A 15,276-nucleotide genomic window follows, 5' to 3' on the forward strand; every position below is an offset into this window, starting at 1 on the left:
CCGTCCGAGAGCTGGAAGATCGGCGGCTGGGACTCGTCCTGGTCACCCGAGGAGATCCCGTAGTACCGCACGTACCCACCATCGAGGGTGCCCGAGACATTGATCGTCGAGGACACCTTCTTCTCACCCGACGCCGACGGCCACGAACCCGACGGCGGAGGCGTGGTGCTGCCGCCGCCGGAGCCGACCTTCACCAGCTCCCACTGCTGGTTGTACTGGTTGTTGTCCGTCGACTGCGTGGCCCAGGCGCCGTCGGCCGTCGACCGGTCCTGGATGCCGAGGGCCTTGCCGCTGTGCCGGTTGATGAGGCGGATGCGGCTGCCCTCGGAGTCGGCGAGCTTGAAGTGCTGGTTCCAGCCGTTCAGGTCCTGGTACTGGCGGAACTCACCGCCGTCGGAGGTGCTCCACCCCMACAGGTCGACGACCTTGCCGGAGTGCTTCGCCTTGAGCTTGTAATAGCCGTCGCCGACGCTGACGAACTGCCACTGCTGCCAGGGCCCGTCGTTGCGGGACCACTGCTGGATGACGGTGCCGTCGGCCGTCGACGTCCCGGCGACGTCCAGGACCTTCTGGGACTGACGGTTCACGAGGACGTACCAGGCGCTCGTGTCGACGCTGGCCGCGTTCGCGGTGAGGGCGGTCGAGACTCCGAGCAGGCCGGTGAGGACGAGTGCGAGGGCACCGGCGAGCGTGACGCGCAACGAGCGTCGTCGTCTCTGGTGCGGCGATGTGCTGGGCATGGGTTTCCTCTCGGGTGGTAAAGCGCTTTCCACGCGAAGGAACCACCGACGTGCCTGTCCGCAACAGGGGTGAATCGTTCAAGGTCGTGTTTCAGCCGCGGTTTCACATCGGAGGGGCGTAGCGGGCGACCAGCGCGACGGCGACCTCGTGCAGCGCGGTGCGCAACCAGGGCGGGCGCAGGGCCTCCGCGTGCGCGGCGAGCTGCCACAGCGCCCAATGGGCGTGCCGGGCGTCCTGGAACGTGACCTCGAGCCGGAGCCGGCCGTCGGCGTCGGTCTCCTCGGACAGCACGGCCACCGCGGTGCGCACCAGGTCGTCGCGCCGTGCCGCGTCCACCAGCACCAGGGCGGTGACCAGGACGCCGTCGGCCCGGAACCGTGCGCTGCGGTCCTGCCAGACCCGGTCCAGGTCGACCAGGTCCGGTCGCTGCGCCGGTTCGGCGAGCTCCTCGGCGGCCAGGATCCGGGACAGCCGGTACGTACGGTCCGCGCCCGACCTCGTCGCCAGCAGGTAGCCCTGGTCCCGGACGGTGACGAGGCCGATCGGGTCGACGGTGCGCCAGCGCGGGTCCTGGCCGACGGGCGCGTAGTGGATCCGCAGCCTGTGCCCGACGAGCACCGCGCGCCGGACCTCGGTCATGACGGCGTCGGGGACCTCGTCGGCGCCGAGCCGGCGGGCCAGCAGGTCGGTCTCCGGGTCGACCAGGAGTCGTCGGGTCGCACCGGCAGCGGTGGCCCGGTGACCCTCGGGCAGGGCGTCGACCACCTTGAGCATGGCGGAGGCCAGCGCAGGGTCGAGGCCGAACGACTGCCCGCCGCGCCGGGACCCGGCGATCAGCAGCGCGAGGGCCTCGTCGTGGCTGAGCCCGGTGAGCTCGGTGCGGAAGCCGGGCAGCAGCGCGAACCCGCCGTGCCGGCCGTGCTCGGCGTACACGGGGACCCCCGCGGACGACAGCGCCTCGATGTCGCGCAGGACGGTGCGGGTGGAGACCTCGAGCTCGTCGGCCAGCGCGGTCGCGGAGAGCCGGCCGTGCTGGCGCAGCAGCAGCACCAGCGAGACCAGCCTGTCTGCGCGCACGTCGGAACCCTACGGCGATACACGACACAAGGTGTCATGTATTGCCGGAAGGGTCATCGGCACGACGTCCCGACGACGAATGGAGCTGATGTGGCGATCGAGCGAACGGCGGTCAACCCGGTGGAGTGGTCCCTGGCGCTGGGGTTCTCCCAGGGCGAGGTCGTCTCCGGGCACACCCGGACCCTGTACTGCTCCGGGCAGACGGCGACGGGTCCCGACGGCGCACCGCAGCACGACGGTGACATGGCAGGGCAGCTGGCGCTGAGCGTCGACAACCTGGAGGGGGTGCTCGCCGCGGCCGGCATGTCGCTGGCCGACGTCGTCCGGCTCGCCGTCTACGCCACCGACGTCGACCAGCTCCTCGCGCACTACGGCGTGCTGGCGTCGCGGCTGGGTGCCGCGGGCGTCGTGCCGACCATGACGATGCTCGAGGTGAGCCGGTTGGCCGTCCCCGGTCAGCTCGTCGAGCTCGAGGCCACCGCCGTCGCATGACGGTATTGCGGTTGAAGGGTCCGGATACGGTGCCCGGATGCCTCGCCCCCTGCTGCCGCGGTCGACCCCGGCCGCCTCCGGCGTCTCCGCCCGCGGCGTGACCGCCCTGCTGGACCGGCTCGACGCACGCTCCGTCGAGTGCCACTCGATCATGGTCGTGCGGCACGGTCACGTCGTCGTCGAGGGCTGGTGGTCGCCGTACACCGCCGAGCGTCCGCACCTCCTCTACTCGCTGACGAAGACGGTCACGTCGGTCGCCGTGGGCCTCGCGGTCTCCGACGGGCTCCTCTCCCTGGACGACCGCGTCGTCGACGTGCTGCCCGACCACGTCCCCGACGGCCTCTCGGAGAATGCGCGCCGCGTCACCGTCCACCATCTGCTCACGATGACCACGGGACGCCGCACGGACAGCCTCGCCGAGGCCTGGGGGCTGGAGCCCGACGACCTCACGAAGGGCTTCCTGCGCGTGCCGKTCCCCGACGCCGTGGGGACCCGGCACGTCTACGAGGACGCGACCACGTACGTCCTGGCCCGGATGGTGGAGCAGGTCACCGGCCGCGGGCTCCCCGAGCTGCTCGACGACCGCCTGTTCACGCCCATGGGCATCGACCACGCGGAGTGGGACCGGGTGGCCAGCGGTGCCRCCTTCGGGTTCCACGGGCTCCACCTGACGACCGAGGCCGTCGCCGCCGTCGGCGAGCTGCTCCTGCGCGGCGGTCGCTGGAACGACCAGCAGCTCGTCCCGCGGGACTGGGTCGAGCGCGCGACCAGCAAGCACGTCGACAGCGTGCCGTACAAGGACGACGGGTCCGACGATGTCGACTTCAGCTGCGGCTACGGCTACCAGGTCTGGAGGTCACGCCACGGGTTCCACGGCAGCGGTGCCTACAGCCAGCTCTGCGTGGTGGTCCCGTCGCACGACCTCGTGGTCGCCGTGACCGCTCAGTCGGACGCGCAGGAGGTGCTCGACGCGCTCTGGGAGTGCCTGCTGCCCGGCCTGGACGACGCGGTGAGCGCCGAGGGCGACGAGCACCTCGCCGACCGGCTGCGGCAGCTGGCCCTGCCGCCGGTGGCCGGGGAGCTCGTCGAGCGTGCCGTCCAGGCGACGGTCGACGCGAGCGCCGAGGGCTCGGCCCTGCCCGACGGGTCCACCGTGACCGTCGACCCGGTGGACGGCGGATGGGTCGTGGGGCTCGGGCCGTCGCTCGCCATCGACGTCGGTCACGGCACCTGGCGGGAGAGCGCACCGCTCGGCCGCCCTGTCGTCGCGTCCGGCGCCTGGCAGGGCGGGACCTTCGTCGCCGACCTGTACGTCATCACCACGCCGCACCGGGTGCGGCTGGTGGTCGAGGCGGGGGCGGCGGTCGCGACGTGGAGCACCATCCCGCTGACCAGCCCCGACCTGGAGCTGCACCTGCGGTCACCGCTGATGACCCGGCCCGACGTGGCCTGACGGGAGCTGAGCGCGGCAGCGAGCCGTCAGCCTTTCGATGGACGCGGTCCCGGCCGGCCGCCCCAACCATGGGACGCGGATCAGGCCGACAGGGGGAGCGATGGGCGACGGACGTGCGGTGGTGCGAGGAGTGATCGGCTGGCTCGTGCTCGGGGTGGGCGTCGGTGTCGCCGTCGGGGTGGCCGAGGCGGCGGGACGGTGGCTGTCGATCGGGACGACCGGCGTGATGGTCCTGCAGGCGGTGCTCGCGTCCGCGCTCGTCGTGCCGGCGGTCGTCCTCCTGCGCACCCGCGCCGACCGGCGCTCACTCCCGGGCCTCGGCCTCGACCGGCCGGTGACGCCGCCGATCGCCCTCGGGCTCGCCGTCGCGCTCGGCACCGGCGCGCTCGTCTGGATCCCGGCGTGGCTGCTCGGCTGGGTCGGGATCGGGGACGTCGACCTGCCGGCGCTCGCCCGGTTCGTCGTGCTCAACACCGTCGTGCTGCTGCTGTTCGAGGCGTTCCCGGAGGAGCTGGCGCTGCGCGGCTACACGTGGACGACGATCCGCGACGGCTGGCGGGTCGCCGCGGCGACGCTGGTCACGACGGCCCTGTTCCCGCTCACGAGCCTGGTGGTCAGCGTGGCGCACTGGGCGTCGGGCAGCGTGCTCGGGTCGGCACCCGACGCGCCGACCGTGTTCCCGCCGGGCGCCGACCCCGTCGCCTACGTGGTGCAGCTCGTGGCGTTCGGGCTCGTGCTCGTCGCCGCGCGCCGTGTCCCGGTGCGGGGCGCCCTGCTGGTGGCGGTCGCGTTCCACCTCGGGCAGCTGACCGTGAACCGGCTCGTGCTCGGCGGCACGAGCTGGCTKCCGACCGGCGTCGACGTCACCCTCGTGCACCCCGACGTGATCCTGCTCGTTCTGGTGCACCTCGCCGCCGCCGGCCTCGTCTTCGTCCTGATCCGGCGACGTGCACGCACGCCCGTGGTCGCTCTGACGCCGTCGACCACGTCGAGCGTGCAGTGAGACCGGGCCGGCCTCACGCCCGCGCGGTAGCCGAGAGCTCGTCGGCCAGGTGGCGGAGCACCAGGCGACCGGTCCGCTCCGACGGCTCGGTGGTCGCCGGGGCGTAGGACACGCGTCGGATCACGCGACGGCCCATCGCCTCGCGTCGGGTCAGCCAGCGCACGACGAGGAGGTGCCCGACCCCGGGGACGGCGCCGTCGGGACGCGGTGCCTTGACCACCTGGCGTGCGCGGCCCTCGCTGTGCGCCCGTCGGGCGTGCTCGCCGACGAGGTGCTCGATGAGGGCGGCGAGGTTCCGCGGGGTGTCCGGCACCTCGTCGAGCAGGGCCTCGACCCGACCCGGGTCCGGGTCCACCGTGACGGCGACGGTGAGCCGCCGCTGGACGGCTGCCAGCTGGTCGGCGGACCAGTCCTCGCCACGCTCGGGAAGGGGCGGGTCGACGAGGGTGGTGCGGCTGCCGAGCACGTGTCGGTCCTCCGGGGTCGATGACGGCGCGCTCCGCGCCGGGGTCGAGTGTGCGCCGCGCGACGGGGACGCGTGCCCGATTCGCACCGGTTCGCCCGATTGGACGCCCCCGGGTCCCCGTGCGGGTGAAGGTCCTCCGACCCGACGATCTCGCGCCAGAAGGCCCCCGGGCCTGGGCGTGCGTGCCCTAGCCTCGGACCGACGCCCTCCCACGTCACCGAAGACGCCCCCAGAAGAGGTCCTCGTGCGCCGGTCCCTTGTCTCCTCCCTCGTCGCAGCGACCCTCGGGGTGGCCCTCGTGTCGGCCCTGCCGGCCGCCGCGTCGGCCTACGCGGGACCGGGTGAGCCGGAGCTCGACATCGCGCACTCGCTGCCGTCCGGGGGGCTCAACCTGTGGCGGCTCCCGCTCGCCGCGGAGAACCCGACGCTGGGCCAGCCGGCGCTGAAGGCCACMCTCCAGACGGGCGGCTTCGAGTACGCCCGGTCGCGCACCGCCAGCGGCGACTTCGGGAACGTGACCGGGGTCGACGACGGCAGCCCCGACTGGCTGATCTCGCACGGCCAGCCGAACGGCGGCGTGCTGCTGTGGGTCGTCGGCGGCGGACCCGACTCGACGCCGCGGCTGTGGGCGGACCTGCGCGGCGGCGGCTGGAGCTGGGAGAACTCCCGGCAGCTCGTCGGCGACGCGGACGGCGACGGGTACGACGACGTCATCTCCGTGCACCGCACCGACACCGCCGACGGCCCCGCCGCCAACGTGTGGGTGCACCGCACCACCGGTGCGGGCTTCCAGGACCCTGTCCTGTGGGCGACGATCCCTCGCGCCGTCGACGAGCTGATGACCAGGGACAACCTGCCCGGAGAGCCGTTCGTCGACGTCCGCTACACCGTCGCCGACCTGAACGGCGACGGCTTCGCGGACCTCGCCTCGACCCACCGCGGGGGCTCGGCCTGGAATGCGTTCGACTCGATGTTCTACCTCCCCTGGATCAACACCGGAAGCGGCTTCAGGACGCCCGCCCACGGCACGGGTGCGTTCCGGCACCACGGGTGGTCGTTCGACGAGAGCCGTGACCTGTCCGCAGACACGAACGGCGACGGGGTCGACAGCCTCTTCACGATCCACCGGCAGCCCGGCGGGGGAATCCTCATCTGGGAGCGCTGGGGTGATGTGCTCAACGTCTGGGATCTTCGCTCCGACCTGAGCGCGGGCGGCTGGAGCTATGACGGGTCGCGGCAGGTCGCCGCAGACGTCAGCGGCGACGGTATCGAGGAGATCGTGAGCATCCACGACCAGGTCGGTGGCGGTCTGCTCGTGTGGGCGCACGTCTTCCAGGTCCGCGGGAACCTCGGCGCGCTGCCGTCGGGCCTCAGCGTCATCGCCGACCTGCGTGGCGGCGGCTGGACCTTCGGGTCGAGCCGCGAGAGCGCCGCCGTCGTGGCGGGCACCCGGTAGCGGAGGGGCCTGATCGCACCGGGCACCGATGATCGGGTGCCCGGAGCGCGGGAGCGCCAGAGTAGTCACGTGATCGCCTGGCTGAACCGACTGGTGGACGTCGTCGAGGAGAACCTCACCGAGGAGCTCGACGTCGCCCGCCTCGCCGCCACGCTCGGGACCTCCGAGTACCACCTGCGCCGCATGTTCTCCTCGCTCGCCGGGATGCCGCTGTCGGAGTACGTGCGTCGCCGGCGGATGACCGTCGCCGCGGCGGAGGTGGTCAGCGGGTCCGGGGACCTGCTGGGCATCGCCGTGCGCTACGGCTACGGCTCGACAGAGGCCTTCGGCCGGGCGTTCCAGGCCGTGCACGGGGTCACCCCCGGACAGGCCCGGCGCGACGGCGGTCCCCTCCGCGCGCAACCACGCCTCACGTTCCGTCTGACCGTCGAAGGAGCACACCCCATGGACGTCCGCATCGCCACCCGGCCCGCGTTCCGCCTCGCGGGGCACGCCACGCGCGTCCCGCTGGTGCACGAGGGGGTCAACGCCACCATCCAGCAGCACGTCACCTCGCTGCCGCCGCAGGAGCACCAGCGGCTCAAGGACCTGGGCGACGCGGAGCCGCACGGGCTGCTCGCCGTGAGCGCCGACATCGACCCGGACCGCCGGGAGGGCACCGAGCTGACGTACCTGCACGGGGTCGCCGTCACGGAGGCGGTCGACGTCCCCGACGACCTCGACGTCCTGCCCGTCGAGGCGGGGTCCTGGGCCGTCTTCCGGGCGGCCGGTCCCTACCCGCAGACCCTGCAGACGGTGTGGGCCGCGACCGCGACCGAGTGGTTCCCGTCGAACCCGTGGCGCCTGCGCCCCGGCCCCGAGGTGGTCGCCGTGCTCGACCGTGCCGACGACTTCAGCACCGCCACCGTCGAGCTCTGGCTGCCGGTCGAGGGCGGCTGAGGCGACCAATCGTTTCAGTCCGGTGGGGCGGGCCTAGATTGCGAGGTCCTGGCACGTCGACGTCGCAGGGGGCGCACGCATGAACAGGATCAGGGCGGGAATGACGCTGCTCACACTCACCGCCGCGGTGCTGGCCACCGTGCCGCACGGGCCGGGCGGGGGCCACCATCAGCGTGGTCCGTGCACGCGTTCGGACGCGCTGTTCTGCGAGGACTTCGAGTCGCTCCCGGTGGGCGGCGCGGCGAGCCTCGACTGGGGGGTCGACACCCGGCACGGCACGCTGCAGGTCGAGAGGGACCGGCGCGCCGGGAACGTGCTGCGCGTGCACACCGAGGGGAACGGCACGGCGTTCCTGCGCGTGCTCGACGTCGCAGCGCCGGGMAACACGTTCTGGGTGCGGCTGCGCCTCAAGGTCGACGACTTCCCGACGGCTCCGGACTGGGCGCACTTCACGCTCGTCGAGGTGACCGGCTCGGGCAGCGCCGAGGTCGTCCGCCCGCTCGGGGGCCAGTTCGCCCCGACCGTCGGCCCGGACGCGACCTTCTGGGGTGTCGGCGCCGACGGCGGCCCGACGGGCGACTGGACGAGCTGGCGCGAGTCCGCCCCGACCATCGAAGGCCGCTGGCAGTGCGTCGAGCTGGAGTGGTCCGGGCCGGACAACCGGGTCGCGGTGTGGTTCGACGGTGTCGCCCAGCCCGACCTGACCGTGAGCACGACCGAGCACGGCGGCGCCCCGGTCGACTTCGTCCTGCCCACGGCAGAGACCGTCAAGATCGGCTGGCAGCTCTACCAGGGCGGCCCGACGCCGGACCACTTCGACGTGTGGATGGACGACATCACGCTCGACACCGAGCGGGTCGGCTGCTAGCCGTCCAGGTCGTCGATCACGTGCCGCAGGTAGCGACGCGGGTCGTCGAGGAACCCGCGGTAGCGCTGCACCAGCTCCAGCTCGTCCCACGCGCAGCGCCGCAGGCCCCACTCGCCGACCTCGTAGATCGTCGCGCCCGGGATCGCCGCGAGCACGGGGGAGTGTGTCGAGAGCAGGACCTGCGACGGCGTCGTGCGCGCCAGCGTCGTCAGGTGTGCGACGAGCGCGAGGCACCCGGTGAACGAGAGGGCGGACTCGGGCTCGTCGAGCAGGAACAGGCCGGGGCGCTTCCACGTCATCCGCTCGGTAGCCAGCGCGAGGAACGACTCGCCGTGGGACATCTCGTGGAACACGGGCTCCGGCCCGCGGCCGGGGTTGTCCTCGAGGTAGGAGTAGAAGGAGTGCATCGTCTCGGCGCGCAGGAAGAACCCGCTGCGCGGGGCGCCGATCTCGCGCTCGAGCCTCAGGAACCGCCACAGCTCGGACTCCGTGCGCCGGGTGGCGTGCATCGAGCCCGTCGAGCCACCCTCGGCGCCCATCCCGAACATCATGGCGACGGCCTCGACCAGCGTGGACTTGCCGGCGCCGTTGTCCCCGACGAGGACGGTGACCTGGTCCAGCGGCCACCCCTCGCGCAGCACCTGCGCGACGGCGGGCACCTGCGTGAACCACACGCCGGTCGGCACGGGCTCCTGGTCCTGCACCCGGACGGCGCGCACGGGCAGAGGGCTCATCGGGCCACCTCATCACACCGTTCACGCACCGCGCCTCGGTACTGTGCGACCGTGACCGAGAGGGCGACCTGGACCGCGACCACGCACGACTGGTCGACGGACCTCGACCGCGAGCACCTGGCAGAGATCCGGTCGCACGCGTCCCTCTACGGGGCCGGTGGTCGACGCCACCTCGTCCTGGAGGTGCTCGCGTACGCGAACGAGGAGGCCGAGTCGCTCGGCCGCGCGGGGCACGTCGTCGTGACCGTGCGGGCGGACGGGACGGTGACCGTCGCCGACGACGGTCGCGGCACGGACACCCGCGTCGACGCGCACGGCACCGTGGTCCGCAAGCCGGTGATGTCGACCCGGGACGTCCGGTTCTTCGACGCGCCGGACGCGGCCCGCCTGCCCGACGGCCTGCCGCGGCGGGGGATCTCCGTCGTCTCGGCGCTGAGCCCGGTGCTCGTCCACGAGAACCACGCTGCGGGCGGCTCGTGGTCGCAGACCTACCGGCACGGCGTGCCGGACGGCGAGCTCCTGGCCGTCGCCCGGTGGGCGTCGACCGGCACCTCCGTGACGTTCCGGGCCGCAATGGACGTGCCCGGCCCGGAGACGCTGGTCGACGACGACCTGACGGGGTTCCCCGCGCTGCGCATCGAGCTCGGCTAGGCCGATCCCCCGTCGGCGAGGCCGAGGACCTCGGCCAGCTCGGGGTCGGGCCCGAGCTGGCGGACCTCCTGCGCGCAGCGGCACGCGTGGGCGATCTTGGCGGCCCACGCCAGGGCGTCGTCGCGGGAGGGCACGTCGACGACCACGAGCCCGCCGATGACCTCCTTGGTCTCCGGGTACGGGCCGTCGGTGACGATCCCGTCGGTGCCCACGACGCTCGCCCGCTGCCTGTTCAGCCCACCGGCGAACACCCACACCCCGGCGTCGACGGCCTCCTGCACCACCGCCTGGGCGGCCTTGCCCACCTCCGGTAGCTCGTCGGCGGTGATGTGGTCCATCGCGCCGTCGTTGAACGAGATCAGGAACTGCGGCATCTCACGACTCCTTCGTCCGGCGGCCGCCCCCGGCGGCCTCTCACCTGTTCTACGAACAGGACGCCGCGGATCCGACCATCTGCCGGAGAACCGTCAGGTGCCCGAGAGCAGCCCGACGAGCCTAGGTGCTCGTCATGAGCTCGTGCAGGTCAGTGCCGGCGTCGGCACCGTGCCGCTGCCGAGGAGGCCGAACGTCGTCGTGCCACCGGGCGCCAGCCGGCCGTTCCACGCCGCGCTCTGGACCACCACGAGGCCGTCCTGCGACGTCACCGTGCCGTTCCACACCTGGTCCACACGCTCGCCGACGAGGCGCCAGCGCACGCTCCACGACGTCGTCGCGGAGCCGGCCTTGACGGTCACCTCGCCCTGGAAGCCGCCGGGCCAGGTGTTCACGGTGCGGTACGTCGCCGAGCAGGCGCCGGCCGGGGGCGGGGTCGTCGGCTCCGAGGTCGGCGTCGGGGTCGGCGAGACCGTGGGCGTGGGCGTGGGCGTCGGCGTCGGCGTGGGGCTGGGGGTGGGCGTCGGAGACGTCAGCGAGCTGAAGAACCGCCAGACCTCGCCGGGCACCCACGACTGCTGCTGCCCACGGTCGCGCGCGTCCCACTGGTGGCCGCTGTCGGACGCGAGCCACACCACCGGGTAGCCGTCGCGGCACGTGTAGGCGGTCCGCACGTGGGTGCCGCTCCCCGCGGCGGGCTCGGTTGCCTGCTGCGCCTGGCAGCCGTTCGTCCGCAGGGCACGGTCCCGCAGCGCGCGGCCCTGCGAGATTGCCAGGACGTCGTCCACGACGCCGTGGGACCCGAGGTACGCGATGGGCTGCGTGCCGCCGGCGCACCCGGACAGCTGCGCGCCGTTGAGCACCGCGACCGCACGGAAGACGTCGGCCCGTGCGCACGCCAGGGCGTTGCTCATGCCGCCGCCGTAGCTGAACCCCGTCGCGAACCGTTGGGTCGTGTCGATGCAGAGCGCGGCCTCGACGGCGCGCAGGACGCCGTCGATGAACGTGACGTCCTGGCCGTTGGTGTTGGGCCAGGCGTTGTCGATGCCCTGCGGGGCCACGAACACCGTGCTGTTGCCCGCGAGCGGCTTCAGGCCGTAGAAGCCCTGGTTCACCACGTCCGCGGACGTGCCGTGCCACCAGTGCAGCCCCACGACCAGGCGGTAGGGGCGGTTCGGGTCGTACCCCGAGGGGACGTCCAGGCGGAACGTGCGGTTCTGCCCGCCGCTGGAGATGGTGTGGGTGCCGGTCGCCAGGCCGGCGGGTCGGCCGCAGCCCACCGTCGCGGCCGCCGGGAGGGCGACCCCGGGCAGCGCCGGCGCGGGGGCGGCCAGCCCACCGAGCGCGAGCGCGGCGAGCGCGGCGGCCAGGAGGACCCGCAGTCCTCGGGACGGTCCGGGGTGTCGCATGTGTCGCTCCCTCCAGCAGGTCCCCCGCCGTGCGGCGGGGAACGGCGTCCGCGGGACGGCACCCCCGGGTCGACGAAATGTATCGATAAAGCGTGCCGCGGCAGAGGGCTCGAAACGGTTCAGGCCTCAGGCGACCCGAGCGTCGTCGAGGTGGTCGAGGACGTGGGCCACCGTCTCGGCGACGGTCCACCCCGTCGTGTCGACGTGCAGCCCACCGGGCGTCTCGCGCGCGGCGTCCGCGAACTCCTCGGGGGTCCAGGCCCCGTAYCCGCGCTTGTGCCGGGCCGCGTCCCGCGTCGCGAGCGCCTCCGCACCGGGTGTCAGCACGACCGCGTAGAGCGGGCGGGCGCGCACCCGACCGGTGAAGCGKGCCAGGTCGGGGCCGAGCAGGATGTCCTGGACCACGGCCGTGATCCCCGCGGCCGCGTAGGCGTCCGCGGTCTGGGCCGCGATGGTGTGCCGCAGGTCGAGCTGGGTGCGCCCGGCGGTCGAGAGCGGCGGCTCCATGGAGGCCTGGCCGCTCACGACGAAGCGGCGGAAGATGTCGCCGCGCACGTGCGCGGCCCGCGGGAACGACCGCGCCAGCGCGTCCGCCACCGTCGACTTGCCGGAAGCCATCGCGCCCGTGACGACGATGACGGGAGCAGTGTCCGGCGGCATGGCAGCACCGTAGGCCGGGCGCGGTCCCCGGGCGACGACAAAGTCGGCGCTCAGCCGCCGCCGCCCGGCGTCTGCACCGCTCGGGTGTCCGGGGGAGGCGGAGCGCCGAGCCGGGCGACCACCTCGCGGAACGCCCGCTGGTACGCGGTCGTGCGCGGGTACCCGCCGTGCGTGCCGACCGTCGCGACGAAGGCGGTGGCGTCGAGCTCCTCCGCCGCCCGGTCGATGTAGTTCGGGACGTCGCTCGCGGCCGGCATGCCCAGCGGGTCGGTGGCACGCCACAGGTTGATCCACGCGGGCTCGGCCGATCCGGGAGAGCGCAGCATCGCCACGAGGGTGCGCGCGGCCTCGTCCGGCCCCCGCTCGGCCAGCGGAGCGATCCCGCTCCCGAGCGGCGCGCCCGGGCGGACCCTGGTCGAGTAGTCCGGGGGCACCGGCCATGGCGTCCGGTCCACCAGCCGCGGGGCCCGGCAGGCGTCCGTGCCGAGCACCTGCGGGCCGAGGAGCTCGGGGAAGAACCTGCCGAAGTACGGACGCAGCTGCGAGCCGTACGTCAGCAGAGCCACCCGGCGGCGGTCCTTGTCCGGTGGCCGGGAGAACAGCGTGGCGACCGCGAGCACCGCGCCGAGGCTGTGCGCCGAGAGGACGACGACACGTCGCTCGCGATCCTCCGGCGCGACCGAGTCGTCGTCCAGCCAGCTCGACACCCGGCCCGCCAGCTCCGGGACGACGCGCTCGGCGTAGCACGGCGGCCCGAACGGGTGTGCACTGCGGGGCAGGAAGCAGATGAGGTCCCACAGCAGCCCCGCCGGTCGCTGACCCGAGGGCTTGGTGACCACCCGGATGAGCAGCGTGGTCCACAGCAGCGCCGTCCCCCAGATCCCGACGAACGTGAGGAGCGCGATCGACGCAGCCGGGACGTCGAGCCCCGTCGGGTCGACGGAGACGAGGACCATGGCGATCAGCGCGATCGCGAACGCCATCGCGACGGCGCCGAGGACCCGCTCCGAGTACTTGGCCGCCGCGGCCAGCCGCCGGGTGCGTTGCCGGGAGTCCAACAGGTCGTCGCGGTCGAGGAGCGTCGTCAAGGTGCCCGCGAGCTGCTGCCGGTCGTAGTCCTCCCTCAGCGCACTCGTGAGCGCGTCGGCCGGCTCGCCCGTCTCCGCCTCCGAGACGTCGGTCGCCGACCGCCTGCCCAGGGGTGTCACGCGCACCAGGGCACCGGCGATGATCGCCGCGGCCGAGAGTGCCAGCCCGACCGGGAGCGCGACGGTGAACAGCGGGTACATCGGCGGCAGGACCAGCCTGCCGCCCTCCTGCGGCGTGCACACCTGCTGCTGAGCGGGTGCGTAGTCCTGGTCCAGGCACGGCACCGGCGCGTTCCCGTTGAGCCAGTCGCCGGCCGCGACGACCACCAGGCTGGTCAGCATCACGACGGAGCCGAGCGAGAGCACCAGCAGCACGGCGGGCGCCATGCCTCGCCAGCCCTCGACCTTGGGATCGGGCGATCCCGGGGCGGGGGCGCGGAGCCGCCAGCCGAAGGCGGTCGCGACGATGAGCACGATCCCCGCTCCGGCAGCGACGAGCAGGGTCCAGGACGGTGGTTCCGCGCTCCCGGGCCACTGCTTCACGGCCCAGTACCACAGGGGCACCGCCAGGAGGAGAGCCCCCACCACCGCGAGCGCGGTCCGACTCCTCGCGGCACGCCACGTGGTCGCGACCAGGGCGATCAGGAGGAGCACGACGACCACCGCGGCCGGGAAGAACGACAGCCCGATGAGCGTCTCGTCCGTCGACTCGGTGCCCGGGATCGCCAGCAGCACCACCTCGGCGAGGAAGAGCAGCACGGCGGCGACGAGCACCCCGCGGGTCCAGGCGCGGTAGCGGTTCCCCGCCGTGGAGCTGTGCATCGTCAGGTGCTGGGCCCTCCAGACGAGGTAGACGGCCACCCCTTCCACGACGACGCCGCCCACGAGGAGCGCGACCGACGCCTGCTGCGTGCCGTGCACGAGGTCCACCGCGCAGGCAGGCACGTTCTCGATGAGGTCATGAAGGTCGCGGCAGTCCGGGTGCGAGCCCCAGGCGTGGGCCGCGGCCAGGACCATGAGCACCACGCCCAGACCTGCGGCGACGTGCAGCTGCGCCATGGCGTTCGTCAGGCTCCACCGCGACCACAGGTCGGCGTGCGCGAGCGTCCACGGGTGTCCCGCCTCGCCGGCACCGGCGCTCTCGGTGGGCCCGCCCTGGGCGGCGTCGCCGCCCGAGTGGGTCGTCCCCGGCATCGCCTGCTCGTACCGGACCCGAGAGCCGGCCGACAGCCACAGCAGCAGGAGCAGCACCGCGACCGGGACGAACGACATGACGGCGAGCCGTTGGGTCCAGGTGAACGTCTCCAGCGTGGCGAGGAAGCCCGGTCGCGACGGGCACGCGGACCCCGTCGTCGCGAAGCACTGCGTCGCGACCAGATCGAGGGCGACCGTGGAGAACGCCATGACGACAAGCAGCGTCAGGCCGAGCCCGAAGACACGGATCGGACCGGCTCCGCGCGCGAACTTCTTCGGGTCGCGGGACAGCCGCCGACTCCAGTACGCGGTGTTCGCCAGGCCGAGCGGGACCAGCAGCATCCACCCCGCGCGGCTCGCGCGCTGCACCCACGCGTTGCTCGCCCCGCCGGGAGCAGTGGTCGAGTTCCGGGCCATCTGCCCCCACGAGTACGCCTCCCGGCGCACCTCCTTCGCGACGTGGTCGTGATGCGCCGCGCTGACGGTGCGCGCGTGCTTCAGGGCCGCCGGCGTCAGCATCCAGAAGCTGCCGAGGCTGTCGCCGCGCACCTTCTGGACGTCGTCCTGGCCGACCTCCAGGAGCGCCGCGGGCGGCGTGTTGCTCACGCCGTGCACGCGGAGCTCCAGAATGTGCTCCCGCGGCTTCAGAGGCCGGGCGTCGTCGTCACCGACG

General features: G+C 73.3%; 15 protein-coding genes. 7 read left to right on the forward strand and 8 right to left on the reverse strand.

Annotation, left to right across the window (positions count from 1 at the left end; all coding sequences use genetic code 11):
- Together ACXJKF_RS19910 and ACXJKF_RS19915 are read right to left on the reverse strand one after the other, a co-directional pair.
- A partial coding sequence (locus ACXJKF_RS19910; protein ID WP_456789463.1) for an RICIN domain-containing protein occupies positions 1-740 on the reverse strand: 740 nt, incomplete at its 3' end.
- Positions 741-843: 103 nt separating this feature from the next.
- Positions 844-1,818 carry a helix-turn-helix transcriptional regulator gene (locus ACXJKF_RS19915; RefSeq protein WP_456789464.1) on the reverse strand — a complete coding sequence of 325 codons (975 nt, stop codon included), beginning with the start codon at positions 1,816-1,818 and terminating at the stop codon, positions 844-846.
- 96 nt (positions 1,819-1,914) lie between these two features.
- On the opposite strand from ACXJKF_RS19915, the gene ACXJKF_RS19920 reads away from it, so the two are divergent.
- The 3 genes from ACXJKF_RS19920 to ACXJKF_RS19930 all read left to right on the forward strand — a co-directional run bounded on the left by ACXJKF_RS19920 (position 1,915) and on the right by ACXJKF_RS19930 (position 4,766).
- Complete coding sequence (locus ACXJKF_RS19920) at positions 1,915-2,310, forward strand: RidA family protein (RefSeq protein ID WP_456789503.1); 396 nt, start codon at positions 1,915-1,917, stop codon at positions 2,308-2,310.
- Positions 2,311-2,347: 37 nt separating this feature from the next.
- A complete protein-coding gene (locus ACXJKF_RS19925; protein ID WP_456789465.1) occupies positions 2,348-3,763 on the forward strand; it encodes a serine hydrolase domain-containing protein in 1,416 nt (471 codons plus the stop codon).
- A gap of 100 nt (positions 3,764-3,863) precedes the next feature.
- Complete coding sequence (locus ACXJKF_RS19930; RefSeq protein ID WP_456789466.1) at positions 3,864-4,766, forward strand: CPBP family glutamic-type intramembrane protease; 903 nt, start codon at positions 3,864-3,866, stop codon at positions 4,764-4,766.
- Positions 4,767-4,779: 13 nt separating this feature from the next.
- Here ACXJKF_RS19930 and ACXJKF_RS19935 read toward each other — a convergent pair whose 3' ends face one another.
- Positions 4,780-5,232, reverse strand: coding sequence for a hypothetical protein (locus ACXJKF_RS19935; RefSeq protein WP_456789467.1), 453 nt, complete (start codon positions 5,230-5,232; stop codon positions 4,780-4,782).
- Positions 5,233-5,476: 244 nt separating this feature from the next.
- Between ACXJKF_RS19935 and ACXJKF_RS19940 the strand changes: the two genes are divergently transcribed.
- The 3 genes from ACXJKF_RS19940 (at position 5,477) to ACXJKF_RS19950 (ending at position 8,495) form a co-directional block, all read left to right on the forward strand.
- On the forward strand, positions 5,477-6,688 hold the full coding sequence (locus ACXJKF_RS19940; RefSeq protein WP_456789468.1) for a hypothetical protein: 1,212 nt from the start codon (positions 5,477-5,479) through the stop codon (positions 6,686-6,688).
- A 69-nt stretch (positions 6,689-6,757) separates the two neighbouring features.
- The gene (locus ACXJKF_RS19945; protein ID WP_456789469.1) at positions 6,758-7,627 is read left to right on the forward strand and encodes an AraC family transcriptional regulator; all 870 of its coding nucleotides are present in this window, start codon (positions 6,758-6,760) and stop codon (positions 7,625-7,627) included.
- Between the two features lie 100 nt (positions 7,628-7,727).
- Positions 7,728-8,495 carry a hypothetical protein gene (locus ACXJKF_RS19950; RefSeq protein WP_456789470.1) on the forward strand — a complete coding sequence of 256 codons (768 nt, stop codon included), beginning with the start codon at positions 7,728-7,730 and terminating at the stop codon, positions 8,493-8,495.
- On the opposite strand, the gene ACXJKF_RS19955 is transcribed toward ACXJKF_RS19950, so the two are convergent.
- Entirely contained in the window at positions 8,492-9,229 is a 738-nt protein-coding gene (locus ACXJKF_RS19955; protein ID WP_456789471.1) for an AAA family ATPase, read from the reverse strand. The genes ACXJKF_RS19950 and ACXJKF_RS19955 overlap by 4 nt on opposite strands.
- A gap of 51 nt (positions 9,230-9,280) precedes the next feature.
- Between ACXJKF_RS19955 and ACXJKF_RS19960 the strand changes: the two genes are divergently transcribed.
- A complete protein-coding gene (locus tag ACXJKF_RS19960; protein WP_456789472.1) occupies positions 9,281-9,880 on the forward strand; it encodes an ATP-binding protein in 600 nt (199 codons plus the stop codon).
- Here the strand turns inward: ACXJKF_RS19960 and ACXJKF_RS19965 are convergent.
- From ACXJKF_RS19965 to ACXJKF_RS19980, 4 genes are all read right to left on the reverse strand, one after another.
- Complete coding sequence (locus tag ACXJKF_RS19965) at positions 9,877-10,254, reverse strand: YciI family protein (RefSeq protein ID WP_456789473.1); 378 nt, start codon at positions 10,252-10,254, stop codon at positions 9,877-9,879. The genes ACXJKF_RS19960 and ACXJKF_RS19965 overlap by 4 nt on opposite strands.
- Before the next feature lie 132 nt (positions 10,255-10,386).
- Positions 10,387-11,661 carry a cellulose binding domain-containing protein gene (locus ACXJKF_RS19970; protein ID WP_456789474.1) on the reverse strand — a complete coding sequence of 425 codons (1,275 nt, stop codon included), beginning with the start codon at positions 11,659-11,661 and terminating at the stop codon, positions 10,387-10,389.
- A 126-nt stretch (positions 11,662-11,787) separates the two neighbouring features.
- Positions 11,788-12,321, reverse strand: a complete 534-nt coding sequence (locus ACXJKF_RS19975) for an AAA family ATPase (protein ID WP_456789475.1) — start codon at positions 12,319-12,321, stop codon at positions 11,788-11,790.
- Between the two features lie 50 nt (positions 12,322-12,371).
- On the reverse strand, positions 12,372-15,209 hold the full coding sequence (locus tag ACXJKF_RS19980) for a hypothetical protein (protein WP_456789476.1): 2,838 nt from the start codon (positions 15,207-15,209) through the stop codon (positions 12,372-12,374).
- Between the last annotated feature and the right edge of the window lie 67 nt (positions 15,210-15,276).

The sequence above is a fragment of the Cellulomonas sp. P5_C5 genome (genome assembly GCF_054049655.1).